A 25,375-nucleotide genomic window follows, 5' to 3' on the forward strand; every position below is an offset into this window, starting at 1 on the left:
AGAAATCAGTAATATTGAAGTTGTTATGACTTCAGTAGTGCTGATTTTTTTATAATTTATAAAAAATTTGAATAAAATTTGAAAAATATAAAAAATTGGATATAATATAGAGTCTAAATATAAAAATAAGTTTGTGTTTTTTGTAAGCCAGTTTTTCAAATTGAATAGAAAAATTTAATTATAAACTCAAAAAATATCAAAATCTTGTTTGAAAAAATATTTATTTTATCTTATAGTTTGTTATTAAATAAATTTATATATAGCTTAAAATATTTGAAATTGATTAAAAACAGGAGGAAAGTACTATGAAAAAAGAATCTGATTCTTTTAACAGAATTAAACTGAAAAACAAAATACAGGGAATGTTAGAAGACACACTATCCAAAGGAACTGTATCAATAATAGCATGGCTTGCTGTAACAATGATTCTTACAGTTGTTGTATTTTCATTTGTATTAGTTTTGATGAATTTGAGGCCTGATAATGAAACTGGAAGTTTAAGTTTAATTGAAGCGATTTGGCAAAATTTCTTGCGTGTAATAGATCCAGGTGGTTTGCAAAATGACAGATTATGGGGATATAGAATTGTGTCAGCTGTAGTTACGTTACTTGGAGTATTAATCTTTGGTGCATTAGTTGGAGTTTTGACAACAGGGCTTGATAATTTATTTATTGAAATTCGTAAAGGAAAAACAGAGATTGTAAAAAAAGATTTTACGCTTATTTTGGGATGGAATCCGACAATATTTAAGGTAATAAGTGAACTGGTGATTTCAAATGCAAATCATAAAAATAAAAAAATAGTGATACTTTCTAAAAATGATAAAATAAAAATGGAAGACGAAATAAATTTAAGAATAAATCAAAAAGAACTTTTGAAAAATTTTCATAATTCTCTAGATGGAAAAAGTCATAAAACTTATCAAACTAAGATATATTGCCGTTCAGGAAGTATAATAGATATAGATGACTTAAATATTGTTCATCCTGAGAACGCAGAATCAATAATTATACTTTCCTCAGAAGAAGATAGAGAAGATATAAATACTATAAAATGTATTTTAGCGTTAAGAAAAAAAGCTAAAAAGATAATTACAGAAATAAAAGATGAACATAATAAAGAACTGATGGATTTTTGCTTCCAAAATGAAAAAAATCAGAATATACTTTATATTCCAAGTGAAAAGTGGTTATCACGGATTACAGCGCAAGCAAGTAGACAGCCAGGATTTAGTGTTATTGCAACAGAAATTTTAAATTATGATAATGATGAAATTTATTTTTCTAAAGTTGGTAAGGAGCTAATAGGAAAAACATTTAAGGAAATTTCGTTAAATTGCGTTACAAGTATTGTATTAGGAATATGTAAGAAAAATTTGGATAAAAATAACTTGAAAGAAATTTATCAAAAAGAAATGGCAGAGGGTAAGTTATCAGGAATACAAAAAAATATAATTTTAAATCCTTACGAAAAATTTAATAATAATATAATAGATGGTGAAAATATAGGATGTGTAATAGAGGAAGGAGATGAGCTTATTCTTTTTCAGTCTGACGATGGTTATCCTGAATTCCATTTTGAAGAGTTAAAAATAGAAAAATTTCAATGGAAAAGTGGTACGGAAGATGTAATTTTGCCTAAAAGCAAGACATTAATTTTAGGCTATAATAAAAGAATATATAAAATAATTGACGAACTTTACGAATATGTGAGTGTAGATTCAGAAGTTCATATAATTGCAAAGATGGATAAGGAAGTGGAAAAACATTTGAAGAATAATTTGGGGTACGAAAATGTAAAAAATGAAGATATAACAGATTACAGAATTTCTGAAAAAGAGTATATTGAAGAAAAATTCAATCTTGAAAGTTACGAAAGTATTATAATTTTAGGTTATGACGATCTTGAAACACAAGAAAAGGATGCTAAATCAATGCTTACAATGTTATTAATAAAAAAAATGCTGGAAAAAAATAGTAAATCTTCATTGAAGGAAAAAAGTATTGTTATCGAAATATACGATGAAAAAAATAGAGAAATCGTAGAATTAACAGAAGTATCTGATTATATAATAAGTGACACTATAATAAGTTCAGTAATTAGTCAAGTCAGCTGTCTGAAGAAAAAAGACTTTATTATGTTTTTGATGAATTATTTAGTGGAGAAGGCTGTGAAATTTATATGTTTTCAGCAGATAACTATATTGAAAATTTTGACAGAGAATATACTTTTAAAGAACTTTCTACAATTGTAGCAAATGAAGGAACTATTTTATTAGGATATAGAGATATGGATGAAAGAGTGGAAAAGAAAAATGATTATGGTGTTCATTTAAATGTAAACAAGAATAAGAAAATCAAATTAAATAAAAATGATAAATTAATTGTACTGTTTGAAGGAGGCAATGAGAAAAATAAAAAGAAAGTGATTTAATTAATTTGCTATTTGGTATGGGAAAATACAGAGAAAAGTGCTTAAATAAAGGAATAAATTGAATAAGAATAAAATTTGCAAAATAAATTCAATTGGAGTATAATAATTATATGTAACAAAGAATATTGAATCTTTGCTCAAAGTTGGGAGAAAGGAGGGAGATAATGAAAAATAAAATTTTAAAATTTTTGGGATTTTTATTTCTTATGATGATTGTTGTGAATATAATTTTATCAATTATTTCCACATTTTTACCAGTAAAATTTGAATCACCAAGTTCAGTTGTTGAAGCACCGCATTATTTTAATTTTGTTTTTGGGAACTTTAAATTTTCGCTTAGCCAGACAGTACTTAATACTTGGGCAGTTATGCTGATAATTATATTTATCGTAAGAGCAGGGACAAAGAATATAAGTGTAGAAAAGCCTAGTAAAATGCAAATTGTTATGGAAGAATACTATCATTTTATTGAAAATACCTTTTTGACTACCTTTGGAAAACATAAAAAAACTTATATACCATTTTTTGCAGCATTGTTTGCATCTATAATGTTTTCGAATTTAAGTACTTTCTTATTTCCATTTATCATGATGTCAGTTAAGGAGAATGGAATTAGAACAGTAAAACCATTTTTTAGAACGCCAACAGCAGATCCAAATACGACAATTGGGCTATCACTTGTGGTAATTGTTGTTTTCTTGGCAGTCTCTATAAAGCAAAAAGGTCTAAAAGGATATATAAAATCATTGTTTGAGCCAATGTGGTTTATGTTTCCGTTAAATATTGTGGATATTTTTTCAAAAGTACTGAATACTTCAATGCGGCTATTTGGAAATATGCTGGCAGGACTTGTAATTGTAGGACTATTATATAGCCTTGTTGGACGTGGATTGCTTCAGTCCATGACAAATAATATGCTGAAAGGAAGTTTTTCGTTTTCAGTTGGATGGCCGATGCTTATACAGCTATATTTAGATTTATTTATCGGTATAGTACAGGCTTTTGTATTTACAATACTTTCTTCAGTTTATATAAGTGAAGCATTAGGTGAGGAAGAATAGAATTAAAAATTATAGTTTTGTAATTCTTTTATATGTTCAAAGTCTTTAATTTTAGGGATTTTGTATAAATAAGAGCATTATGATATAAAAATTATGTTTAATAAAAAATAAATTAATAAAAATTAGGAGGATTAGAGAATGGAAGGAATAGTTCAAGCAGCAGCTTTATTAGGAGCAGGAATTGCAGCGATAGGAGGAATTGGAGCCGGATTAGGTCAAGGGATTGCAACTGGTTATGCAGTAGAGGCAGTATCAAGACAACCTGAAGCAAAACAGGATATTATGCAAACATTAATCACAGGACTTGCAATTACAGAGTCATCAGCAATTTATGCGTTAGTAATAGCTTTCTTGTTAATTTTCTTGAAAGGGTAAGAAAATAATAAATTTTAGAGAAACAAAAATAGGATTAATAATGTAAATTAAGGAGTAAATATGAATGAAGGAGCAAGATTAGTAAACATTGATTTTACGATGGCTATTCAGATAATAAACTTTATAGTATTAGTCTATTTTTTTTCACGAACTTTTGCAAAAAAGATTGATAAAGTGCTAGAAGATAGAAAAAAACTGGCTTTGTCTGAAATGGAAATTGTTGAAAACGAAAAGGAAAAATTGGAAGAACAGAAAAAAACAATGGAAAAATTGAAAAAGGAATCCAAAAGACGTGCCAATGATATTCTAATAAAAGCCGAAAGACAGGCAGATGACAGAAAAGATCAGATTATATCACAAGCTATGAGTAATCGTGAAAGAATGATGATGAAAGCTGAAGCTGATATTGAGAAAATGCGGCAAAATGCTAAATTTGAACTTCAGAAGGAAGTTGGAGAAATGGCAGTTGAACTTGCAGAAAAAATTATTAAGGAAAATATTGATGAAAAGCAGGATGAAACTATAAATAAGTTTATTGATGAGATAGGAGATTAAAATGGCTAGGGATGAGATTGCAAAAAGATACGCATCAGCAATTTACAATATAGCAAAATCTTCTGACAGTATAAATGAAGTTAGGGAAGTACTAAATATTTTTATGGAAAATTATGAAGAAGAGGAGGAATTTAGAAAAATTTTGGAAGATCCTCTCAAAAAATTTTCAGAAAAAGAAAAGTTTTTAGAAAAATCGTTTGACCATTTTACAAAAGAATCGCTAGGGATAGTTAAGTATATTGTAAGAAAACAGCGTCTATCGTTAGTTGGAGATATAAAGGAATATTTTTTAAAACTTTATTATGAGGAAAATAATAAACTTCCAATAACTGCTATATTTGCAAAGGAGCTATCAGAGAAACAAAGGGAACTGCTAATAGAAAAACTTGAAAAAAAATACGGTAAAAAAATTGTTTTAAATCTCGAAGTTGATAAAGAAATAATTGGTGGAGGGATTTTAAAAATTGGGAATGAAGTTATTAATGGTTCAATAAAAAATCAGATTGAAGAAATGAAGAAAAATTTTTAGAAACGGAGGTGCTTTTCTTTGAGAATCAAGCCAGAAGAAATAAGTAAAATAATCCGAAGCGAAATCGAAAATTACAAAAGTTCACTGGATATTTCCAATACTGGAACAGTCTTGGAAGTAGGAGATGGAATTGCCAGAATCTACGGATTAAGTGACGCTATGGCAGGAGAGCTTTTAGAGTTTGAAAATGGAACTATCGGAATGGCACTAAACTTGGAAGAAAGTAACATTGGAGCAGTAATTTTTGGAAAGACACAAGGGATAAAAGAAGGAAGCATAGTAAAAGGATTGGGAAAAGTAGCTGAAGTTCCAGCTGGAAATGAGCTGCTTGGAAGAGTAGTCGATGCACTTGGTAATCCGATTGACGGAAAAGGATCGATAACAGCTGATAAATATATGCCGATTGAGAGACAGGCATCAGGAATTATCGCAAGAAAACCTGTTACACAGCCTATGCAGACTGGAATAAAGGCAATAGATGGGATGTTTCCGATTGGAAAAGGGCAAAGGGAATTGATAATTGGAGATAGACAGACTGGAAAAACAGCGATTGCGATTGACTCAATTATAAATCAAAAAAATAATGATGTTATATGTGTTTATGTTGCAATTGGACAAAAAAGGTCTACAGTTGCACAAATTTATAAAAAACTTGAAGAGGCAGGTGCATTGGAATATACGATTATTGTTGCAGCTACTGCTTCAGAATCAGCACCACTTCAATATTTAGCACCATATTCAGGGGTTGCTATGGGTGAATATTTTATGGATCAAGGAAAAGATGTGCTAATAGTTTATGATGATTTGTCAAAACATGCGGTAGCTTATCGTGAAATGTCATTACTGTTGAAAAGACCGCCAGGAAGGGAAGCGTATCCAGGAGACGTTTTCTATCTTCACTCAAGACTTCTTGAAAGAGCAGCAAAATTAAGCGACAAACTGGGTGGAGGTTCAATTACAGCACTTCCAATTGTAGAAACACAGGCTGGAGATATTTCGGCATACATTCCTACAAATGTTATTTCAATAACAGATGGACAAATATTCTTGGAAACAGATTTATTTAATTCAGGATTCAGACCAGCGATAAATGCAGGAGTTTCTGTATCAAGGGTTGGAGGAGCAGCACAAATTAAGGCTATGAAACAAGTTGCTTCGAAAGTAAAACTGGAACTTGCCCAATACAATGAATTATTAGCATTTACGCAGTTTGGATCAGATTTGGATAAAGCAACTAGAGATCAGCTTAACCGTGGATCTAAAATTATGGAAGTATTAAAGCAGCCACAATATACTCCATTTAGAGTTCAGGAACAAGTAATTTCGTTTTACTGTGTAACAAATGGATATTTTGATGATGTTCCAACTGAAAAAGTCAGAACATTTGAAAAAGATCTGATAGAATCACTTAAAAATAATTCAGAAATTTTAACTGAAATTCGTGAGAAGAAAGAATTAGACGATGAAATGAAAAGCAGACTAGATGAATTTATAACGAACTTTAAAAAAGAATATGTGTGGTAAAGCAGGTGAAATGATATGTCAGCAAATATGAAAGAAATAAAGGAACGTATTGACAGTGTAAAAAATACAAGCCAAATAACAAACGCAATGAATATTGTTTCTTCTACAAAATTTAAAAAATTTCAGGTTTTAACTCTAAAATCTAGAAACTATGCATATGCTGTAAATGAGGCTTTTGATAATTTAGTTGCAAGTCTTAAGGGAAATAAATTTGTAATTTTTGATGGAAAGCCAGAAGTTAGAAGAGTCGGAATTATAGTGATGACATCAGATCGTGGGTTATGTGGAAGCTTTAACTCAAATACTTTTAGAAGGCTTGAGAGCATGAGAAAGCAGTTTGAGAAGGAAGGAAAAGATGTTTCAGTTGTAACAATTGGAAGAAAAGCAAAAGAATATTGTAAAAATCGGGATATCAATGTGGATAGTGAGTATACACAGATAATTCCAGAAACAATGTTTGAAACTGGTAAAAAAATCAGTGAAGATGTAGTGCAGTTTTATTTAAACGATTTTTATGATGAAGTCTATATGATTTATTCAAAATTTGTATCAGCAGTTGAGTATAATATTCAGGTGGAAAAATTACTTCCAATAGAAAAAAAGGAAGGATTGCCAACAAAGGAATATGTGTTTGATCCGTCAGAGGAAGAAGTGTTGAACTCATTTGTTCCACAAGTTTTGAATATAAAATTATATCAGTCGTTACTTGAAAATTCGGCAAGTGAGCATTCAGCTAGAATGTCGGCGATGAAACAGGCTAACGATAATGCTTCTGAAATGATAAGAAATTTGGAAGTGCAGTATAACCGTGAAAGACAAGGAAAAATAACACAGGAATTGACAGAAATTATAAGTGGTTCTTTAGGAGTGCAGTAATTATTTTTACAACCTTAAAGAATCTGAGCATAAATTAAGAAGGAGGTTAAAGGTAACCGATGAATAAAGGTAAATTAGTGCAAATTATTGGGCCAGTTATAGATGTAAAATTTGAAAAAAAATTGCCTGATATTTATAATGCACTTGAAGTGTATAAGGAAAACGGAGAAAAATTAGTAGCTGAAGTTCACGCCCACAACGGAAACAATGTTGTAAGAGCAGTTGCAATGTCTGGAACTGAAGGATTAAGACGTGGACTGGAAGTTATCGATACTGGTAAACCAATTCAAGTTCCCGTTGGAAGAGCTACATTGGGAAGAATTTTCAATGTACTAGGGGAAACGGTTGATGATGGTGAAAAATTGGATGCAGATGTGTTAAGGGAGTCTATCCACAAGGATGCACCATCATTTGAACAGCAAGGAACAGATTCTGAAATACTGGAAACGGGAATAAAAGTAGTAGATTTGCTTGCTCCATACTTAAAAGGTGGAAAAATTGGACTGTTTGGAGGAGCAGGAGTTGGAAAAACGGTATTAATTCAGGAATTAATTAACAATATTGCCAAAGGGCATGGAGGACTTTCTGTGTTTGCAGGAGTTGGAGAGCGTACACGTGAGGGACGTGATTTGTACAATGAAATGACAGAAAGTGGAGTTATTGACAAGACAGCATTAGTGTATGGGCAAATGAATGAGCCGCCTGGTGCAAGACTAAGAGTAGGGCTTACAGCACTTACAATGGCGGAATATTTTAGAGATAAGGAAGGACAAAATGTACTTTTATTTATTGATAACATATTCAGATTTACTCAGGCAGGATCTGAAGTATCGGCTCTACTTGGAAGAATGCCGTCAGCCGTAGGATACCAGCCAAACTTGGCAACTGAAATGGGAGCCTTGCAGGAAAGAATAACATCAACAAGCACAGGTTCAATTACATCAGTACAAGCTGTATACGTGCCAGCAGATGACTTGACAGATCCGGCACCAGCAACAACATTCGCCCATTTGGATGCAACAACAGTATTGTCAAGACAAATTGCATCGCTTGGAATTTATCCAGCAGTAGACCCGCTTGATTCAACTTCAAGAATACTTGAGCCTGAAATTGTTGGGAATGAGCATTATAAAATTGCAAGGGAAACTCAGAAAGTATTACAAAGATATAAGGAATTACAAGATATTATCGCAATTCTAGGAATGGATGAGCTGGATGAAAATGATAAATTAACAGTAAATCGTGCTAGAAAAATACAAAGATTCTTTTCACAGCCTTTCTCAGTAGCAGAACAATTTACAGGAATGAAAGGTAAATATGTGCCTTTAAGAGAAACAATTCGTGGATTTAAAGAAATTTTAGACGGTCTTCACGATGATTTACCAGAACAGGCATTTCTATATGTTGGAACTATTGACGATGCAGTTGCAAAAGCACGAGAACTGATGAGTGAATAATTTTTAAAATAATATTTAATAGAAACAGGGATAATGAACTCCCTGTTTTCCAATACTTAAAGTTAAAAGTAAGCATACTTTGGAACGGAAGGAGGCTTTATGGCAGCAGAATTTATTTTGGAAGCAGTAACTCCAGAAAGACTAGTTTTTGAAAAGCCTGTTGAATTTGTAAAATTACGTACAGAAAATGGAGATATCGGAATACTTGCAAAGCATATTAATTATATTACGGCAATTGGTGCGGGAGAAATGCTTGTTCGTGAAAAAGATAAGGAAGATGTCACATACTATCTGGAAGGTGGATTTTTGGAAGTAAGACAAGATAAAGTTGTTATTCTAGGAGTAAATATTGTTGAGGCAACTAAAGCAGAAGCTGAAAGAATGGCAAGGGAAGTAGCAATTGAAAGAGCAAAAAGACAAAAAATACAGGAAGATCAGGATATTTTAGGAACGAAAAAACGTATTAAGAGTAATTTGAGCAGGAAATAAATTTTGAAATTCTAAAAAATGTGGTATAATAAATATAAAATATAGTTAATTTAGTAATAATTTTAAATAAATGACGTAAAGGTGGTATGGGAATGGAGCAAATAAAAAAAAATAGAAGCAGAACACATTATAGAAATTACGTAAATGAAAAATTAACTGGAAATATAACAAGAAATTTGAATAGACTGGAAAGATTTATTTCGCTTGAAGTTATTGAAAAGGAAATTATTGAAAGAGTTTTAATAAAGTACTTTTTAATAAAGAGAAGCAGAACGTTTTATAGAAATTTTGTAAATAAAAAATTGGTAGGAAGCCTAGGAAAAAGATACAAAAAATTTTTCAAGAATATAGACTTTAATTATGAAAAAATTTCGCCAGATCAGATAAGACGTAGATATACTGAGACTGAAATTAATCGTTCAAAATATGCAAAAGGTGTAGAATTTGATGGAAAATCCGACCATGATGATATTTACTTCGATAAGGCTCCATTACCAGCATCATATTTTGTAGATGAAATCGTTCTAATGCCAAAAAATCCTACAACATTATACGTTTATTGGGAAATTCGTGATGATACTTATGAAAGATTAGCTTCAAATAATGGAATTATTGACAATGTAGTTATAAAACTTTACAAAGATGGCAAAGAATATAGAAAAATTATAAGACATGAAAGAATAGGATCTCATTATATTACTGAAATTGATGTAGATCAGCAACATTATGAAGCTTCTATCGGGTATGAAGACCAGTACGGGAACTACTCTGAAGTAGCTCACTCAGTAGAAGCAATATCCCCAAATGACAAAGTTTCTGATAATATTGATTTATCGTGGGGAACTGTAAAACTTGATAAAAATACAAATCAGCTTATAAAATACACAAATACGCCAGTTTCAACACCAGAAGGAAGACATCTTTTAGGAATACCTGAAGATTATGATGTAGATGAAAATAATGAATTTATAATTGAAGTTATAGAAAGATTGACAAAAGTAGGAGCTTCAGAATCATTAATCGAAAGAAAAGTGATAAAAGGAAAACTTCCAAATCTTAGACTGGATATGGGTGGTTCAAGAAGCAGTTAGAACATTTTTATAAATGTTTTTATAAAAATTAAAATTAAAGGAGATTTAAAATGGCAATGTTAAATATGCTGCACGCTTGTTTACGTGTAGAAAATTTAGAAAAATCTATTGAATTTTATGAAAAGGCATTTGGATTTAAGGAAGATCGACGTAAAGATTTTCCAGAACATAAATTTACTATTGTTTATTTGACTCTTCCAGAAGAAAGTTTTGAAATTGAGCTGACTTATAATTACGGTCACGGTCCATATACAATTGGTGACGGTTTTTCACATCTGGCAATTGCTTCGGACGACTTGGAAGGAGATAATGAGAAACATAAGGCAATGGGATACAAGACAACAGATCTTATGGGCTTGCCTGGTAAACCTGGACATTATTATTTCGTAACGGATCCAGATGGTTACCGTATGGAAGTAATTCGTGCAGAATAAAAGTTAGCAATAAAACATATTTAAAGAAAATAATAGAAATATCATAAGAAAAGACCGAGATTTTCGGTCTTTTATAGTAAAACTATTTATACAAAATTTTAACAGGTGCAAGGAGAAAATATGAAGATAATAGTATATGGTGCTGGAGTTATGGCACAGTATGTAAAAGAATCAGTAATAAATTCTGGAAATGAATTTGCTGGGCTGGTTGATCCGCTTGGAAATGGGGATTTTGAAAATCTGAAGGAAAAAGATGTGGATTTTGATGCGATTATTGATTTTTCACATTTCAGTTTGCTAGAGGATGTACTTGAAGCGGGAATTGATAAAAAAGTTCCAGTTCTAATTGCTACAACTGGACATTCAGAAGAACAGATTGCAAAAATTCAGGAAGCTTCAAAGCAAATACCTATAATTAAAGCGACAAATACTTCAGTTGGAGTAAATATCGTAAATGAAATTGTAGCCTTTGCGACAAAATTATTAAAGGATTTTGATATTGAAATAATTGAAAAGCATCACAACAGAAAAATTGACGCACCAAGCGGTACAGCGAATACTTTACTTGAAGTTGTCAAGGAAAATCTGGATAATGATGGAAAAGATTATAGAACAATTTATGGAAGAGAAGGACACAGCAAACGTGCAGAAAAAGAAATAGGAGTTCACGCTATACGTGGCGGAAATATAGTCGGAGAACATACTGTAATTTATGCAAAAAATGACGAAATTATCGAAATAAAGCACGAAGCATTATCAAGAAAAATGTTTTCAGACGGTGCAGTTAAAGCTGTAGAATTTCTTGCTGGAAAAAAAGCAGGACTGTACACAATGAAAGATGTACTTGGTTTATAATAAAAAAAACTCTAGTTTATTAGACTGGAGTTTTTCTTTTTTCAATTATTTTGTATCTTCACAATAAAAATATCCACTGCTAGTTCTATAACATTCTCTACCTCTTTCTTCTCGGCTCCGATTATATTCTTCCCATCGTGAAGGACTAAAAAGTTCACAACTAGCTACACTTAATCCAACTAAAATTAAAATTAGAATTTTAAAAATATTTTTCATAAAATATCACTCCTTGTATTATTTTTTATTATTTTGTATCTTCACAATAAACATTTCCATTATATTTCTCATAACATGTTCTCCCTCTTTCTTCTCTACGTCTATTTACCTCATTCCAATAATTCGGACTAAAAAGTTCACAACTAGCCACACTTAACCCAACTAAAATTAAAATCAGAATTTTAAAAATGTTTTTCATAAAATATCACTCCTTATATTATTTTTTATTATTTTGTATCTTCACAATAAACATTGCCATTATATTTCTCATAACAAGTTCTCCCTCTTTCTTCTCTCCTCCTATTTACTTCATTCCAATAATTTGGACTAAAAAGTTCACAACTAGCCACACTTAATCCAACTAAAATTAAAATTAGAATTTTAAAAATGTTTTTCATAAAATATCACTCCTTATATTTTTTTCGTAGGATTGCTCATTGCCGCAAATCCTACCACCTATGGCTAGTCTACGACATTTTTCTGCACTGACAAAAAACTCGCTATGCTCAGACAGTTTTGACAGCACAGAAAAATGCTCCGACGGATTAATTTATACTAGCAACTATTTAAAAAGTGAAAATTATACTTTAATAATTTGAAAATATTAAGTTTTACTCCTTAACTAGAAAAATTTGTAATAAAATCGTTATTTAAAAGGGTGTTAGTATAAATAATTCACAATTAGCCATATTTAACCTAATTAAAATTAGAATTTAAAAATATTTTTCGTAAAATATCACTTCTTTGTATTGTTTTTTGTTATTTTGTATCTTCACAAAAAACATTTCCATATTGGTCTTTATAACAAGTTCTCCCTCTTTCTTGGTCTTCTCTGTTTACTTCATCTAGTAGGCTACATCCAATCATACTTAATCCAACTAAAATTAAAATTAGAATTTTAAAAATATTTTTCATAAAATATCACTCCTTATATTTTTTTTTCGTAGGATTGCTCATTGCCGCAAAACCTTATCTTGCAATAAAGATTTATCCTAATAATTAAAATTGCGGCAAGATTGCTACGCAATAACCTATGGCTAGTCTACGACATTTTTCTGCACTGACAAAAAACTCGCTATGCTCAGACAGTTTTTCCAGCACATAAAAATGCTCCGACGGGTTATTTATACTAGATTCTGTTTAAAATAAAAATTACTTTTTAAATTATTTAGAAATATCAGATTTTTATTATTTGTTGGAATAGTTTGTAATAAAATCGATATTTAAATGAGGATTAGTATAAATAATTCACAATTAGCCATATTTAACTTAATTAAAATTAGAATTTAAAAATATTTTTTGTAAAATATCACTCTTTTGTATTGTTTTTTTATTATTTTGTATCTTCACAGTAAAAATTACCATAACGATCTCTGTAACATTCTCTCCCTCTTTCTTCTCTGCTCCGATTATATTCTTCCCATCGTGAAGGACTAAAAAGTTCGCAACTAGCTACACTTACCCCAACTAAAATTAAAATCAGAATTTTAAAAATGTTTTTCATAAAATATCACTCCTTATATTTTTTTTATTATTTTGTATCTTTGCATTTAATATTTTCCAAATTTAAGAACTTAAATATATAATTTTTATAAGTTAATGTATAATGTCGTGATTTTTTTGGAATGAAAACGATTGTCTGAGCGTTAGCGAGTTTCGTTTTTATTTCAAAAAAATGCTTAGACGAGCCAGGGTTGCAAGGGAAATGGCGATTGATTTTCCTTGCTTATACAAAAAGGGAAAACATATAATTATGAAAAAATATTTATTAACAACAAGTAATTTTTCAAAATTTAAATAAAAATCCCTTATTTGAATACCATAGATTGTATAATATATTGCGACAAACTAATTATTATATAATTTAAAAATATTCTGCTATTTATATAATTATAACAAATAAAATAAAAAAAGCCAATATTTATACGGTAAATTAAATACTATATTAAAATAAAAGTTTTTCAAAACTTTTTTATAAAATGGTATTGACATTATAAATAATATATGTTAATATACTATTGAAAATAAAAGAAAATTGATTACTGTAAAAAAGGAGAGAATTATTATGAAATCTAAATTTAAAGTTTTGTTATTAACAACAATTATTGCTTTTAGTTGTATTAGCTGTACTTTTGCACAGGCAGGTAGAATAATTGGAGGTGAGGATGGAAGAGCCATGGGAATGGTAATGGATAGTGGAGTAGTATTAGGAAATAGTGCAGGTAAGGCTTTAAAAAGAGCAATTACAAATAGAACTTCGAAAGAACCAAAAGCTCCAAAAACTACTACAAAGGATATAAAAACCAATACTACAAAAACTATAAATTTAAAAAATACTAATAAAAAATAAGTTATGTAATTAAAAGATAAAAAAATTAAACAAATTAAAGACAGTCATTGTATAGAAATACTATATTTTGATTGTTTTTTTATTTGAGATTTTAATAATATACTCGAATCATTTAATACTAAATTCCATTTAAATAACGAATTTGATATAAATTTTTTCAATGAAGGATAAAAATCTAGTATTTCAAAATAATTAAAATATTTTTTTGAATAAACCGACGGAGCTTTTATTTGTTCAGCTACGACTGTTTGACGACTGGAAGGAGGAGTTTCGGAGTTGAGCAAATGAAAGTCGTAGTCTAGCCATAGGTATTGCGTAGCAATCTTGCCACAATTTTAATTATTAGGATAAGCCTTTATTGCAAGATAAGGATTTGCGGCAATGAGCAATCCTGCAAAAATAAATAAAAAAAAACATAATAAAAACAGTAAAAACCATTATTAAACAAAATAATCTTATACTAAAGCACATTAGAGACGAGAAATATTTGTCATTCAAACGGGGAATAGTATAGAATTAACTGATAAAAATTATATAATTTAGGGTTTGAGTAAAATAGTCATAACTTTTGAGTTCTGTTTTAAACTAGTTTTACTATATAATGTATTTAAAAATTGTTATTTTTTTTCATTTATGTTATAATAACAGTTGTTATATAAACAAATTATTTTGAAACCAAAATATTTTGTTTTAAATTACTTGCTTTGGGGGAGAGAAATGAATAAATTTATAAATGAAAATTTTCTAAAAATGAATACAGAAGAATTTCTGTCTAGTATAAAGAAGGCTTTTAATGATGTTTTTTCAAATGGAAATATTGAGAAAATAAATTTAATGAACTATTTGTCAGAGAAGAAATGGTTAAGTATAAAAAAATGTGGACTTTTACTGCCCTTTCTACCAGAAAAATTTGGGGGAAGAAAAAATAGTCAGCTTGAAATTCAGGAAGTTCTTAGAATTGCTGGGAACTATGGCGTACCAGTTACTCTTAGAACAGGAATTGAAGGAGCATTAGTATTACAGCCGCTTGTTGAATATGGGAATGAGGAGCAGATTGAAAAAGGTCTGGAAATGATATTTAACGGAGAAGGGGGAGGACTGGCTATAACAGAGCCTGAAACTTCTGGATCTGCTATAGCAAAAGAAATGCAGTCTTACTATGAATATGTTGATGAAAATACAATTCATGTTAAAGCTGATAAATATTGGCAAGGAAATTCTCAAAGTGATTTTTTATTAATTGCAGCAAAGGAAAAGAAAGACGGTAAATTATCAAAAGTAATTAGCTTAATTTTAGTTCCAAGAGAATATATAACTTATGATGTGCTAAATTCGGAAGGTCTAAAAGCAGTAAGATATGCTGTAAATCATGTTGATACAGAAATTCCTGCAAAATATATAATAAAACTTTCAGAAAGCAAGGCAAATTGTCTTAGAGAATTTCAAAACATCTTTATAAGAAGTAGATTGCAGCTAGTTGGAATGACACATGGAATTATGGAATATATCGTAAAAAATATAAATAAATTTGCTAAAAAAGAAATACCATTTGTTCAAAATGAATTAAATGAAATTGAAAATACTTACGATGTATCAAAAATTATGTATAGCTATACTTGTAACAATGTCTCTCCAGATAAGTCTGTTTCAGATAAATTAATGGAAGCAAATATTATAAAGAGCCTTGCTACTGAATATACTTACAAAGCAGCAAAAATTGCACAGAAACTTCTAGGGGCAAAAGGATTTGAAGCTGGGCATCTGATGAGCAATGTGGCAATTGACTTTAGGCCGTTTACTATCTTTGAAGGTCCGAATGATATGCTTTATGCAGAAATTTATGACCAGTTTTCAAAAGCTACGGTTGTGGAGAAGAAGGAAGGAATCCGAATTAATAAAAATTCTACAATTTATGAAAGATTTATTTCGGATAGACGGTTTGAAAATATATCGGTAAATAATATTGTTAATAAGGTAGACGATTTAATCAGTTTTCTAAAACATCATACATTAAATGAGATGGATCAGATAAAAAAAGTTTTTGTTGGTAAAATACTGGCAAGATTGTTTCTTTTAATTCAAGCAGAATCAGATAATTTAATAAAATTTTTGATAAGGGATATTAGAAAAGATATTTTAGATTTTGAGTATAACAGTTAAAATAATAAAAAAAAGAAGGATAACTAATAAAAGCTATTCTTCTTTTGTTTTTTTATTCAAATTATCTATTTGAAAAACTGTGTAAATATTGTAATAATACTAATATTTGCAAAGTCAATGAAAAGCGATCCAACTATTGGAATTACGAAAAATGCCATTTTTGAGTAGATATATTTTTCAGTAACAGCTTTCATATTTGAAATTCCATTTGGAGTTGCCCCTAGTCCAAATCCGCAATGACCTGAAACCATAACAGCCGCATCATAATCAGACCCCATTGCTTTAAATGTTATCCAGTTCAGATAGAAATAAATCAATATAACTTGTGCAACAAGTAAAATAAATACTGGAAGTGCTAAATCAATAAGTTCCCATAATCTTAATGTCATTAGTGCCATTGCTAGAAATAGGTTAAGTGCCACATCTTCAAGAATACTTATTTCTTTTGTCGGAGCATTCAATGCTTTTACATTGTCAGACAAATTTCGAATAATTGCAGCAACAATCATTGGTCCAATGTAAACAGGAAAATGTGCCTCAAAGTTTGTAAAACTCATAAGATAGTCAATAAATATTGATAAATATGAACCAATTCCCATTGCAATTAGAATATAGAAAAATGCCATAGAAAAACGTTCCCCATCAAGAAAAGGCTTCTGTCTTTTTAATACTTCTTCATCGATGTCTTCATCTCCATGCTGTATCCCATCTTTTACAAAATGTTCTGGTAATAATTTATGTTTTTTTATAAGTCTGCTGGCAATAGGCCCTCCCATTGCAGATCCCATAATAAGTCCAAAAGTTGCTGAAGCTATTGCAATTGCATTTGCCCCTTTATACATAGGTCCAAGAGCTTCGATTGTTGGAGCTACGGCTGCAGATGTTCCATGCCCTCCAGTCATTGGAGTAGATCCTGTCATTAATGCCAATAACGGCGGAAGTCCTACAAATTTTGACAGTCCGACAGCAACAGCATTTTGTAAAATACATAATCCAGCTGCAACAAAAAGGAAAATAACAACTTTTTTTCCACCTTTTTTTAGCACTTTAAGACTGGCATTAAATCCTACACTTGTAAAAAACATTACCATAAAGAATTTTTGCAATGTATCATCAAATTTAATTTGAGCAATATTTGTTTGCCTCAGGATAAAAACAATTATTGAAAATAAAAATCCACCAATAACAGGTGCTGGAATACAATATTTTTCAAAAAAATTAATTTTTTTTCTGAGTCTTATTCCAATTAAAAGCAAAACAACTGCTAATCCAATTGTCTGAATCATATCCATGTTAATTTTAACCATAAATAACTCACCTCGCTATAAATTTTTTTGTAATGCAACATTATACTATAAAATCTAAGAAAATGCAAATCTAAAAGAAAAACACTTTTATTTTAAAATTCTTTTATTCAAATCTATTTTTTAAACATAAAATAAATTATAAAAAAAGAAGCTGAACTCAAAATTTTAATCATTTTGAAACAGCCTCTTAAATATTTATTTTTTAGAGTAATATTAAATTAATTTTTTCCAAGTTTATCTGCTACAAGTATTGCTGCAAAAACATCATCGGCAGTAACTTTGAATGGCATGTTGTGGATTGTTTCACCTTCAGCTGTACTTGCTTTTGCTACTTCATATAATCTTTCTTTGGAAACACTTCCCATTCCCAATTCATCCAATGTTGTAGGAAGCCCTACACTCTTACAGAACTCTACAACTTTTTTGATTTCGCATAAACATCTGTTTTCCAGAACTAATTGCGTAATTGTTCCGAATGCAACTTTTTCTCCATGATACATGTGATGTCCTTCTTCCAGAATTGTAAGTCCGTTATGAATAGCGTGAGCTGCCGCAAGTCCTCCACTTTCAAATCCAATTCCACTTAAATAAGTATTTGCTTCGATTATATTTTCAACAGCTTTCGTAACTACTTTATTTTCTACTGCAATTTTGGCTTTTAAACCATCTTGGAATAAAGTATCCTTACATAATTCTGCAATTGCAATAGCAGCTTTTGTAATCCCTCCTCCAGCGATTGAAGAGGCATTTGAATCAACACAGGCTTTGGCTTCATAATAAGTAGCAAGTGCATCTCCAATTCCAGCAACAAGAAGTCTGGCAGGGGCATTTACGATTACATCAGTATCCATTATTACCATATCAGGATTTGCCTTTAAGAACAGGTATTCTTCAAATTCTCCATTTGGAGTGTAGATAACTGATAAGGCACTGCATGGTGCATCTGTTGAAGCAATTGTCGGAACGATGAAGACAGGAATATTTTCGTAATACGACACTGCTTTTGCCGCATCAAGAGTTTTTCCTCCACCGATTCCAAATACTGCATCACATTTTTTTTCTTTTAAAATATCAATATTTCGGTTAATTTCATTTTTTGAACATTCTCCCCCAAAAACTTCAACATGGTAGTTAATACCTTCTTTTTCAAAGCTTTCAACAATTTTATCCTTAAAATTATCAAAAATAAATTTATCTACTAAAAGATATGCTCCGCTGTTACCACGTAATTTGTAATAAGATGCCAAATTAGAGATTTCATCTTTTCCTTGAATGTATTTTGATGGCGAATTAATAATCTTTCTCATAAAAAATCATCTCCTATAAAATTTAGAATTCTTTAATAATATTATAGTGCATTTTTTCACAAAGTCAATAGTAAAATTAAAATAAAAAATCAAGAAATTATTCAAATATAATGTTTAAAGTAACTTCCTGATTTTTAAATTTATTAAATTTTTAAAATATTTTTCAACTTCTCTTCTAATTTAGTATAATCTGGCAAATGAAGTCCTTTGATTCCTTTATTTTCAGCGGCTTCAATATTTTCCTTCATATCATCAATAAACAATGTTTCTTCTGGAATTAATCCAAATTCATAAAGAAGAGTGTCATAAATTTTTTCTTCTGGCTTTAAAAGTTTGAAATAGCATGAAATTAGGCAGCCTTCAAATAATTTAAAGAAATCGTTGTGTTTAAAGACATATTCATATGAGTCCTTGTGAAAATTTGAAAGCACATATAATTTGTATTCATAATGATCTCTTAATTTGTAAAGAAGCTCAATATTTTCTTTTATAGGCTTTAACAATTCAAAAAAGTCCTTGTCAAAAAAATTATCAATTTCAGTAGCCAAATGTGGACTTCTTTCCTTAAAAATTTTCTTAGCTTCAGGATAAGTCAAAGTCCCTCTGTCAAGCATCAGCCATTCCTTTGTACCAATCACATTGTCATGAAAATCTTCTCTTTTTTCTTTTGGCAATTTTTCTTTTAAATAAGTGTCTTTGTCAAAATTTATTAAAACATTTCCTAAATCAAATACTATATTTTTTATTTTTTTAGAATTCATATTTTCCATTTTGTTTGTACCTCCGACTACTTGTCTATCTTTTAATTAATAATTTTTTTATTTTCAACGTTTCTAATAATTACATATTGTTTCCTAAACTTCATAATATCACACTTTTTCCAAGTTTTTGTATAATTTTTTAAATACTTTTCAGCTTGCTGATATTATTTACCATTAATTCTGCAATTAGCAAATTTTATTCTGCCATAAAATTCTTCACAAAATTCAAAACTTCTTCAACTTTTATATCTGTACTTTCTCCAGTTTTTCTATCTTTCACTTCTACAATTCCATCAGCTGCACCTTTCCCAACAACTATTTTTAATGGGAAACCAATTAAGTCGGCATCTTTGAATTTGAATCCTGCTCTTTCATTTCTGTCGTCTAATACAGTTTCAATTTTATTTTGATTTAGTTCATTATACAATTGTTCACCTATATTTACCTGTGTTTCGTCTTTCATATTGGCGATTATCACATCAACATGGTAAGGAGCTATTGCTTTTGGCCATATTATACCGTATTCATCGTGGTTTTGTTCAATTGCAGCTGAAATGATTCTTGACATTCCCATTCCGTAACATCCCATTTTCATAACTGCTTGTTTTCCATTTTCATCAAGAACAGTAGCGTTTAGAGCTTTTGAATATTTTTCCCCAAGCTTGAAAATATGCCCAACTTCTATTCCACGTGCAATTTTTAGTACTCCTTTTCCATCAGGGGAAATATCTCCAGCTCTGGCAGTTCTGATATCTGCAACTAAGTCATATGCCAAGTCTTCAATATTTACGTTTACATAGTGATAATCAGCTTTATTAGCACCCAAAGCAAAGTTTCTTACATATTTTACAGTTTCGTCAATTACAACGTATAAGCCTTCTTTTTTTTCATAAGAGCCTGCATATCCAGCAACCAGTCCGAATTTTTCACATTCTTCCTCGCTCATCATTTCAAGTTCTGTAGAAGCTCCAATTACATTTTTTAATTTTATAGGATTTACATCCAAATCTCCACGAATTAGGGCTAGCACAAATTTTTCCCCATCTTCAAGAATTTCCTTCAGCATTACTGCCTTTACAGTTTTTTCTTTAGGGATATTCAAGAAATTAGCCAGCTCTTCAATTGTTTTTGCATTTGGAGTTTCAACTAATTCTTTTGGAAGTTTTTCTTCGCTGCTTTCTTTTAGTTCAATAATGCTTGTTGCTTTTTCAACGTTTGCCGCATAATCTGAAGAGTCGCTGTATAAAATATCATCTTCTCCACTTTCTGCAAGCACCATAAATTCGTGTGAAGCATCACCTCCGATAGAACCGGTATCAGCTTCAACTGCCCTGTAATTAAGTCCCATTCTTTCCAAAATTCTTGAATAAGTGTCTTTCATGTTCAAATATTCCTCATCAAGCGACTCCTGTGTTAAATGAAAACTGTAAGCATCCTTCATTACAAATTCCCTTCCACGCATAAGCCCGAATCTTGGACGCATTTCATCCCTAAATTTTGTCTGAATCTGATAAACGTTAAAAGGCAGTTCCTTGTACGATGAAATTGAATCTCTTACAACATCCGTAATAACTTCCTCGTGAGTAGGCCCAAGCGAAAATTCCCTCTCATTTCTGTCCTTTAATCTCATAAGTTCAGGCCCATAAGCAAACCAACGTCCAGATTCTTCCCAAAGTGAAGCAGGCTGCAGTACAGGCATAAGCAATTCTTGAGCTCCTGCTTTATCCATTTCTTCCCTCGTAATATTTTCTATCTTTTTAAGAACTCTATACCCAAATGGCAAATAAGTATAAACTCCTCTCGTAAGCTGCTTAATCATAAATGCTCTAAGCATAAGCTGATGGCTCACAATTTGAGCCTCTTTTGGTGCTTCCTTATATGTTTTTAAAAATGCTCTTGATAATCTCATATTTTCTCCTTCTATATTTAATTTTTATTGTATTGTAATGCTTATATTGTATATTTTTTTTGAATTTTTAGCAATAGTTTTTTAAAAAATAATATTATGAGAAAGTAAATTTATAATTTAAAATGAATTTACTATAAAAAGATTTTACAATTCGATATGCTAAAGCGAGTTTGAAACAAAAAATTTCTAACGATTTGAAATTAGTAATATATAATTTTTTAGTTAACATGAAGAATAATGCGGAAGTAGAGCAGATATTTATTGATTATATAGTTTATAATGAAGATAGGGATGACCCTGTTTTGGAATTAATTAATTCTTATTGGAAATAGAAAAATTATTAATAAAATATAAGTTTGAATATTTGGAAATTTATATAATATGTGGTATAATTATCTTAGAAGAATAGAAAAATTATTTTAAATTTATAAAAAAATTAGAAAAAAAGGAGAGATTTACAATGAAAAAACTAATTTTATTGGGATTATTGGCATTTTCAGCTTTTGGAATAGCAGAACCTTATAGAGATGAAAGAGGAGTGCTTTTTATGAGCGAGAAGGAATGGACAGAATTTTACAATAAAGATGGACAGGAAGTAGCCGCTTGTGTGCCAATAGGATCTATAATTATGGAAGAAAGCTACATAAAAGATGGTAAGAAAATGACACACACTTTAGCAGAAGTTCAGCAAGGAATTAAACAATTTAATGAAATGCTAGGTGAAGCTGGACTTCGTGATATTAATGGTGGAAAAGATAAAATTCACGAGTTCTACTACGCAGCAGTATGTAAAAGACCTACACAAAAACAATATGATTTGGTAGGTTCTCCAACATTCAAAAAAACAATGGAGAGAATTTTTGAAACTCACAAAGTTATAGAAGACAAATAAAATTTTTTTTAACGTAAAAGGGCAATAGTTTATATTTTTGCTCTTTTATTTTTGTTTAAATTTTTCTCTTTTTATCATAAGGATAGATTTTTTTTAATTGACTGAAAAAAATTAATTTGATATACTAAAAATAACAAAAATCGAGTATGGGGGCAATGAAATATGAAACATAAGAAAGAAAAAATTGCAAAAACAAATGCATTAAGACAGCTTGATAAACAGAAGATTCCATATATTATTCACACTTATGAGTGGAGCGAGAATAAAAGTGGAGGGCTTGGTGTTGCTGAGAAGTTGCCTGAACTAGCGGATAGAGTTTTTAAGACAATTGTTTTGAAAGGGAAAAGTAAAAATTTGTATGTGTGTGTAATTCATGGAGAAGCACATTTGGATTTGAAAAAGGTTGCAAAGGCCTGTGAAGAGAAAAATATTGATTTATTGCCACTTTCAGAACTGGAAAAAGAAACAGGATATATTCGTGGAGGATGTTCTCCTGTAGGAATGAAGAAGCTGTTTAAAACTTTTTTTGACAAGGAAGTTGAAAAATTTGATAAAATAATGGTTTCGGCTGGCAGACGAGGACTGCAGATGGAAGTAGAAAGACAAAAATTGGTTGAAGTTGTGAAAGGAAATATTGTGGATTTGACGATGGAAGAAATTTAGATTGTGAAGGGATGATTGTTTTTATGAAAGAGAAAGTTAGAATTGGGAAAGGCTCTATTGTAGCAGCTGGGGCAGTGGTTACGAAAGATGTTCCAAAATACAGTATTGCAGGAGGGATTCCTGCTAAAGTGATAAGAGAGTTGACAGAAGAAGAGAGAAAGTAAACGATAAAGGAGGAAAAGATACGATGTTTAAACGTTAATTTATTTTTCTGCTTCATTCCTTTAGTATGCATTTTAGTTATAGTAAACTTGCAAAATTGATATTGTACTTTAGAAAAATTTTTTTGTAAAATATGTTCAAGAAGATTGATAGTGTAACTATAAATTAGAAAACGGATATATAAAATTAGGAGGAAATATTATGAAATACGTAACTTTAAATAATGGAGTAAAAATGCCGATATTAGGATTCGGAGTATTTCAAATTGATGATATGAAAGAATGTGAGGAAGCGGTTTACAATGCGTTAAAAGCAGGATATAGATTAATTGATACGGCTGCATCCTACAGAAACGAAGAAGCTGTGGGAAGAGCTATAAAAAGAAGCGGTATACCTAGGGAAGAAATTTTTGTTACAACAAAATTATGGGTAAGTGATGCAAATTATGAAAAGGCAAAATTGGCATTTGAAACTTCTTTAAAAAAATTGGATTTGGAATATATTGATTTATATCTGATACATCAGCCATTTAATGATGTATATGGAGCTTGGAGAGCAATGACAGAGCTGTATAAGGAAGGGAAAATAAAAGCAATTGGTGTAAGTAACTTCTATCCTGACAGACTGGTTGATTTTATTATGAATAATGAAGTAGTGCCAGCTGTAAATCAGGTGGAAACACATCCTTTCAATCAGCAGGTTAAAGCAAATGAAATAATGAAAGAATATGGGGTTCAAATAGAATCATGGGGACCTTTTGCAGAAGGAAAAAATGGAATATTTGCAAATGAAATTTTGTCTGAAATTGGTAAAAAATACAATAAATCTGTGGCTCAGGTAATTTTAAGATGGCTAATTCAGAGAGATGTAGTTGTAATACCAAAATCAGTCAGAAAAGAAAGAATTGAAGAAAATTTTAATGTATTTGACTTTGAATTGAACAGTGAGGATATGGGAAAAATATCTGAACTTGATAAAAAGGAAAGTTTATTTTTAAACCATGATGATGTAGAAATAGTAAAATGGCTTAATGGAAGGAAATAATAAAAATACGAGGGAGATTTCTTCCCTCTTATTTTTTAAGAATTTTTACTAAAACTATCAAAAAGTTTCTCAATTTCATTTTTTATATTTTTCTTACAGACACAGTAGAAAGTCATTTTTGCTTCCTTGTCAGCAATTGGGATTGAAATATTATTTTTGAAATTGTCTTCACGTTCAAGTGTGAAATTTGAACGGAAATGCAGTAAATTTTGCATTTCAGCTAATTCCTGATAAATAATCCTGTCGTTTTGGATAAGAAAGTTCATATTAGGCATTTTTTCTAAAACTACATCCTTCCATATTCCGATTGGATTGAATAAGAGCATTCTGTCATCTGTAATATCTGAAAAATGTATTTCCTTTTTTTTAGCCAGTGGATGCTGCAAAGGAACTGATAAAAATAGTTGTTCAGTTTTGTATTTTATGCAGAAAAATTCAGAATTATTAATAGGTTCAGAAAGTATAATCATCTGATAAATGTCATTTTTAAGTTTTTCAAATAACTGAAGATTATTTTCTATTTTATGAAGAATATATTTTTCAGGATAAAATCTTCCAAATAATGAAATCATATCCCACAATGGAGCCGGAGCACATGAACCGATTGAAAAATTATTTTGAACCAGATTATTTTTATTAACTTTTTCTTCCATTTCATCTACAAGATTGAATATTTTTTCTGCGTACTGGATAACAGTTTTTCTATTTTCATTTAATTCCATCTTATTTTTTTTCCTGTCAAACAGTTCAACCCCTAAAGTTTTTTCCAGCTTTTGTATCGAACGGGAAAGGGCAGGCTGTGAAATATACAACTCTTCAGCAGCTTTTGATAATGTTCCATATGTTGCAAATGCAATAAGCTGTTTAAGTTGTTCCAATTCTATCATATAAATCACCTCATATAATTTTTATTTCTAGTATGCA

At 30.2% G+C, this 25,375-nt stretch carries 27 protein-coding genes and 1 pseudogene; 19 read left to right on the forward strand and 9 right to left on the reverse strand.

Features of this window, described 5'->3' with window-relative positions:
• Window positions 1-305: 305 nt before the first annotated feature.
• From FVE75_RS02970 to dapB, 13 genes are all read left to right on the forward strand, one after another.
• Entirely contained in the window at window positions 306-2,255 is a 1,950-nt protein-coding gene (locus tag FVE75_RS02970; protein WP_147005152.1) for a CASTOR/POLLUX-related putative ion channel, read from the forward strand.
• Complete coding sequence (locus FVE75_RS02975; RefSeq protein WP_147005153.1) at window positions 2,183-2,434, forward strand: hypothetical protein; 252 nt, start codon at window positions 2,183-2,185, stop codon at window positions 2,432-2,434. The genes FVE75_RS02970 and FVE75_RS02975 overlap by 73 nt, the downstream gene beginning before the upstream one ends.
• 164 nt (window positions 2,435-2,598) lie before the next feature.
• Window positions 2,599-3,495 carry a F0F1 ATP synthase subunit A gene (atpB, locus tag FVE75_RS02980; RefSeq protein WP_147005154.1) on the forward strand — a complete coding sequence of 299 codons (897 nt, stop codon included), beginning with the start codon at window positions 2,599-2,601 and terminating at the stop codon, window positions 3,493-3,495.
• A 138-nt stretch (window positions 3,496-3,633) separates the two neighbouring features.
• Window positions 3,634-3,870, forward strand: a complete 237-nt coding sequence (gene atpE / locus FVE75_RS02985; RefSeq protein WP_021745099.1) for an ATP synthase F0 subunit C — start codon at window positions 3,634-3,636, stop codon at window positions 3,868-3,870.
• Between the two features lie 60 nt (window positions 3,871-3,930).
• Entirely contained in the window at window positions 3,931-4,425 is a 495-nt protein-coding gene (gene atpF, locus FVE75_RS02990) for a F0F1 ATP synthase subunit B (protein WP_021745098.1), read from the forward strand.
• A 1-nt stretch (window position 4,426) separates the two neighbouring features.
• Window positions 4,427-4,954, forward strand: coding sequence for an ATP synthase F1 subunit delta (atpH, locus tag FVE75_RS02995; RefSeq protein ID WP_147005155.1), 528 nt, complete (start codon window positions 4,427-4,429; stop codon window positions 4,952-4,954).
• An 18-nt stretch (window positions 4,955-4,972) separates the two neighbouring features.
• On the forward strand, window positions 4,973-6,478 hold the full coding sequence (gene atpA, locus FVE75_RS03000) for a F0F1 ATP synthase subunit alpha (RefSeq protein ID WP_147005156.1): 1,506 nt from the start codon (window positions 4,973-4,975) through the stop codon (window positions 6,476-6,478).
• A gap of 15 nt (window positions 6,479-6,493) precedes the next feature.
• Window positions 6,494-7,354, forward strand: a complete 861-nt coding sequence (atpG, locus tag FVE75_RS03005; protein ID WP_147005157.1) for an ATP synthase F1 subunit gamma — start codon at window positions 6,494-6,496, stop codon at window positions 7,352-7,354.
• Between the two features lie 59 nt (window positions 7,355-7,413).
• On the forward strand, window positions 7,414-8,811 hold the full coding sequence (atpD, locus tag FVE75_RS03010; protein ID WP_147005158.1) for a F0F1 ATP synthase subunit beta: 1,398 nt from the start codon (window positions 7,414-7,416) through the stop codon (window positions 8,809-8,811).
• 99 nt (window positions 8,812-8,910) lie between these two features.
• Window positions 8,911-9,300: an ATP synthase F1 subunit epsilon gene (atpC, locus tag FVE75_RS03015; RefSeq protein WP_147005159.1), complete on the forward strand. Its 390-nt coding sequence runs from the start codon at window positions 8,911-8,913 to the stop codon at window positions 9,298-9,300.
• A gap of 92 nt (window positions 9,301-9,392) precedes the next feature.
• Window positions 9,393-10,391 (forward strand): DUF4912 domain-containing protein, encoded by a 999-nt coding sequence (locus tag FVE75_RS03020; protein WP_147005160.1) that lies wholly within the window; start codon window positions 9,393-9,395, stop codon window positions 10,389-10,391.
• Between the two features lie 50 nt (window positions 10,392-10,441).
• Window positions 10,442-10,825 carry a lactoylglutathione lyase gene (gene gloA, locus FVE75_RS03025; protein ID WP_147005161.1) on the forward strand — a complete coding sequence of 128 codons (384 nt, stop codon included), beginning with the start codon at window positions 10,442-10,444 and terminating at the stop codon, window positions 10,823-10,825.
• Between the two features lie 120 nt (window positions 10,826-10,945).
• Window positions 10,946-11,680 (forward strand): 4-hydroxy-tetrahydrodipicolinate reductase, encoded by a 735-nt coding sequence (gene dapB, locus FVE75_RS03030; protein WP_071125178.1) that lies wholly within the window; start codon window positions 10,946-10,948, stop codon window positions 11,678-11,680.
• 244 nt (window positions 11,681-11,924) lie between these two features.
• Here the strand turns inward: dapB and FVE75_RS10875 are convergent, their stop codons facing one another.
• The 4 genes from FVE75_RS10875 to FVE75_RS10890 all read right to left on the reverse strand — a co-directional run bounded on the left by FVE75_RS10875 (window position 11,925) and on the right by FVE75_RS10890 (window position 13,400).
• The gene (locus FVE75_RS10875) at window positions 11,925-12,095 is read right to left on the reverse strand and encodes a hypothetical protein (RefSeq protein WP_172618763.1); all 171 of its coding nucleotides are present in this window, start codon (window positions 12,093-12,095) and stop codon (window positions 11,925-11,927) included.
• A gap of 28 nt (window positions 12,096-12,123) precedes the next feature.
• Window positions 12,124-12,294 (reverse strand): hypothetical protein, encoded by a 171-nt coding sequence (locus FVE75_RS10880; protein ID WP_172618763.1) that lies wholly within the window; start codon window positions 12,292-12,294, stop codon window positions 12,124-12,126.
• 361 nt (window positions 12,295-12,655) lie between these two features.
• Window positions 12,656-12,811 (reverse strand): hypothetical protein, encoded by a 156-nt coding sequence (locus FVE75_RS10885; protein WP_172618764.1) that lies wholly within the window; start codon window positions 12,809-12,811, stop codon window positions 12,656-12,658.
• Window positions 12,812-13,229: 418 nt separating this feature from the next.
• Window positions 13,230-13,400 carry a hypothetical protein gene (locus FVE75_RS10890; protein WP_172618765.1) on the reverse strand — a complete coding sequence of 57 codons (171 nt, stop codon included), beginning with the start codon at window positions 13,398-13,400 and terminating at the stop codon, window positions 13,230-13,232.
• 561 nt (window positions 13,401-13,961) lie between these two features.
• Between FVE75_RS10890 and FVE75_RS03035 the strand changes: the two genes are divergently transcribed.
• The gene (locus FVE75_RS03035; RefSeq protein ID WP_147005162.1) at window positions 13,962-14,246 is read left to right on the forward strand and encodes a hypothetical protein; all 285 of its coding nucleotides are present in this window, start codon (window positions 13,962-13,964) and stop codon (window positions 14,244-14,246) included.
• Window positions 14,247-14,963: 717 nt separating this feature from the next.
• Window positions 14,964-16,406, forward strand: coding sequence for an acyl-CoA dehydrogenase family protein (locus FVE75_RS03040; RefSeq protein ID WP_147005163.1), 1,443 nt, complete (start codon window positions 14,964-14,966; stop codon window positions 16,404-16,406).
• A gap of 65 nt (window positions 16,407-16,471) precedes the next feature.
• Here the strand turns inward: FVE75_RS03040 and gltS are convergent, their stop codons facing one another.
• From gltS to FVE75_RS03060, 4 genes are all read right to left on the reverse strand, one after another.
• Window positions 16,472-17,713, reverse strand: a complete 1,242-nt coding sequence (gltS, locus tag FVE75_RS03045; protein WP_147005164.1) for a sodium/glutamate symporter — start codon at window positions 17,711-17,713, stop codon at window positions 16,472-16,474.
• A 218-nt stretch (window positions 17,714-17,931) separates the two neighbouring features.
• The gene (locus FVE75_RS03050; RefSeq protein ID WP_147005165.1) at window positions 17,932-19,020 is read right to left on the reverse strand and encodes a glycerol dehydrogenase; all 1,089 of its coding nucleotides are present in this window, start codon (window positions 19,018-19,020) and stop codon (window positions 17,932-17,934) included.
• A 143-nt stretch (window positions 19,021-19,163) separates the two neighbouring features.
• A complete protein-coding gene (locus tag FVE75_RS03055; RefSeq protein WP_147005166.1) occupies window positions 19,164-19,790 on the reverse strand; it encodes an HAD family hydrolase in 627 nt (208 codons plus the stop codon).
• Window positions 19,791-19,977: 187 nt separating this feature from the next.
• On the reverse strand, window positions 19,978-21,690 hold the full coding sequence (locus tag FVE75_RS03060; RefSeq protein WP_147005167.1) for a proline--tRNA ligase: 1,713 nt from the start codon (window positions 21,688-21,690) through the stop codon (window positions 19,978-19,980).
• Between the two features lie 460 nt (window positions 21,691-22,150).
• Between FVE75_RS03060 and FVE75_RS03070 the strand changes: the two genes are divergently transcribed.
• The 4 genes and pseudogenes from FVE75_RS03070 (at window position 22,151) to FVE75_RS03085 (ending at window position 24,451) form a co-directional block, all read left to right on the forward strand.
• Window positions 22,151-22,582 carry a hypothetical protein gene (locus FVE75_RS03070; protein WP_147005168.1) on the forward strand — a complete coding sequence of 144 codons (432 nt, stop codon included), beginning with the start codon at window positions 22,151-22,153 and terminating at the stop codon, window positions 22,580-22,582.
• 162 nt (window positions 22,583-22,744) lie between these two features.
• Window positions 22,745-23,245, forward strand: a complete 501-nt coding sequence (gene ybaK, locus FVE75_RS03075) for a Cys-tRNA(Pro) deacylase (protein WP_147005169.1) — start codon at window positions 22,745-22,747, stop codon at window positions 23,243-23,245.
• 35 nt (window positions 23,246-23,280) lie between these two features.
• Window positions 23,281-23,409: pseudogene (locus FVE75_RS03080) on the forward strand (sugar O-acetyltransferase); the annotation flags it as partial.
• A gap of 199 nt (window positions 23,410-23,608) precedes the next feature.
• Complete coding sequence (locus tag FVE75_RS03085) at window positions 23,609-24,451, forward strand: aldo/keto reductase (RefSeq protein ID WP_147005170.1); 843 nt, start codon at window positions 23,609-23,611, stop codon at window positions 24,449-24,451.
• Between the two features lie 35 nt (window positions 24,452-24,486).
• Here FVE75_RS03085 and FVE75_RS03090 read toward each other — a convergent pair whose 3' ends face one another.
• Window positions 24,487-25,338 carry a LysR family transcriptional regulator gene (locus tag FVE75_RS03090; RefSeq protein WP_147005171.1) on the reverse strand — a complete coding sequence of 284 codons (852 nt, stop codon included), beginning with the start codon at window positions 25,336-25,338 and terminating at the stop codon, window positions 24,487-24,489.
• Window positions 25,339-25,375: the final 37 nt, after the last annotated feature.

It is taken from the genome of Leptotrichia hongkongensis (assembly GCF_007990635.1).
GTDB classification, from domain to species: domain Bacteria; phylum Fusobacteriota; class Fusobacteriia; order Fusobacteriales; family Leptotrichiaceae; genus Leptotrichia; species Leptotrichia hongkongensis.

Excerpts from the sequence above, each read along its gene's own strand:
- FVE75_RS03055 (WP_147005166.1), bottom strand. The coding sequence starts at position 19,790 with ATGGAAAATATGAATTCTAAAAAAATAAAAAATATAGTATTTGATTTA.
- FVE75_RS03020 (WP_147005160.1), top strand. The coding sequence starts at position 9,393 with ATGGAGCAAATAAAAAAAAATAGAAGCAGAACACATTATAGAAATTAC.
- atpG (WP_147005157.1), top strand. The coding sequence starts at position 6,494 with ATGTCAGCAAATATGAAAGAAATAAAGGAACGTATTGACAGTGTAAAA.
- FVE75_RS03090 (WP_147005171.1), bottom strand. The coding sequence starts at position 25,338 with ATGATAGAATTGGAACAACTTAAACAGCTTATTGCATTTGCAACATAT.
- FVE75_RS03085 (WP_147005170.1), top strand. The coding sequence starts at position 23,609 with ATGAAATACGTAACTTTAAATAATGGAGTAAAAATGCCGATATTAGGA.
- atpB (WP_147005154.1), top strand. The coding sequence starts at position 2,599 with ATGAAAAATAAAATTTTAAAATTTTTGGGATTTTTATTTCTTATGATG.
- FVE75_RS10885 (WP_172618764.1), bottom strand. The coding sequence starts at position 12,811 with ATGAAAAATATTTTTAAAATTCTAATTTTAATTTTAGTTGGATTAAGT.
- gltS (WP_147005164.1), bottom strand. The coding sequence starts at position 17,713 with ATGGTTAAAATTAACATGGATATGATTCAGACAATTGGATTAGCAGTT.
- FVE75_RS10880 (WP_172618763.1), bottom strand. The coding sequence starts at position 12,294 with ATGAAAAACATTTTTAAAATTCTAATTTTAATTTTAGTTGGATTAAGT.
- atpF (WP_021745098.1), top strand. The coding sequence starts at position 3,931 with ATGAATGAAGGAGCAAGATTAGTAAACATTGATTTTACGATGGCTATT.
- atpC (WP_147005159.1), top strand. The coding sequence starts at position 8,911 with ATGGCAGCAGAATTTATTTTGGAAGCAGTAACTCCAGAAAGACTAGTT.
- atpE (WP_021745099.1), top strand. The coding sequence starts at position 3,634 with ATGGAAGGAATAGTTCAAGCAGCAGCTTTATTAGGAGCAGGAATTGCA.
- FVE75_RS03035 (WP_147005162.1), top strand. The coding sequence starts at position 13,962 with ATGAAATCTAAATTTAAAGTTTTGTTATTAACAACAATTATTGCTTTT.
- FVE75_RS03050 (WP_147005165.1), bottom strand. The coding sequence starts at position 19,020 with ATGAGAAAGATTATTAATTCGCCATCAAAATACATTCAAGGAAAAGAT.
- FVE75_RS02975 (WP_147005153.1), top strand. The coding sequence starts at position 2,183 with ATGTTTTCAGCAGATAACTATATTGAAAATTTTGACAGAGAATATACT.
- FVE75_RS10875 (WP_172618763.1), bottom strand. The coding sequence starts at position 12,095 with ATGAAAAACATTTTTAAAATTCTGATTTTAATTTTAGTTGGGTTAAGT.
- ybaK (WP_147005169.1), top strand. The coding sequence starts at position 22,745 with ATGAAACATAAGAAAGAAAAAATTGCAAAAACAAATGCATTAAGACAG.
- FVE75_RS10890 (WP_172618765.1), bottom strand. The coding sequence starts at position 13,400 with ATGAAAAACATTTTTAAAATTCTGATTTTAATTTTAGTTGGGGTAAGT.
- FVE75_RS03060 (WP_147005167.1), bottom strand. The coding sequence starts at position 21,690 with ATGAGATTATCAAGAGCATTTTTAAAAACATATAAGGAAGCACCAAAA.
- atpH (WP_147005155.1), top strand. The coding sequence starts at position 4,427 with ATGGCTAGGGATGAGATTGCAAAAAGATACGCATCAGCAATTTACAAT.
- atpD (WP_147005158.1), top strand. The coding sequence starts at position 7,414 with ATGAATAAAGGTAAATTAGTGCAAATTATTGGGCCAGTTATAGATGTA.
- FVE75_RS03070 (WP_147005168.1), top strand. The coding sequence starts at position 22,151 with ATGAAAAAACTAATTTTATTGGGATTATTGGCATTTTCAGCTTTTGGA.
- dapB (WP_071125178.1), top strand. The coding sequence starts at position 10,946 with ATGAAGATAATAGTATATGGTGCTGGAGTTATGGCACAGTATGTAAAA.
- gloA (WP_147005161.1), top strand. The coding sequence starts at position 10,442 with ATGGCAATGTTAAATATGCTGCACGCTTGTTTACGTGTAGAAAATTTA.
- FVE75_RS02970 (WP_147005152.1), top strand. The coding sequence starts at position 306 with ATGAAAAAAGAATCTGATTCTTTTAACAGAATTAAACTGAAAAACAAA.
- FVE75_RS03040 (WP_147005163.1), top strand. The coding sequence starts at position 14,964 with ATGAATAAATTTATAAATGAAAATTTTCTAAAAATGAATACAGAAGAA.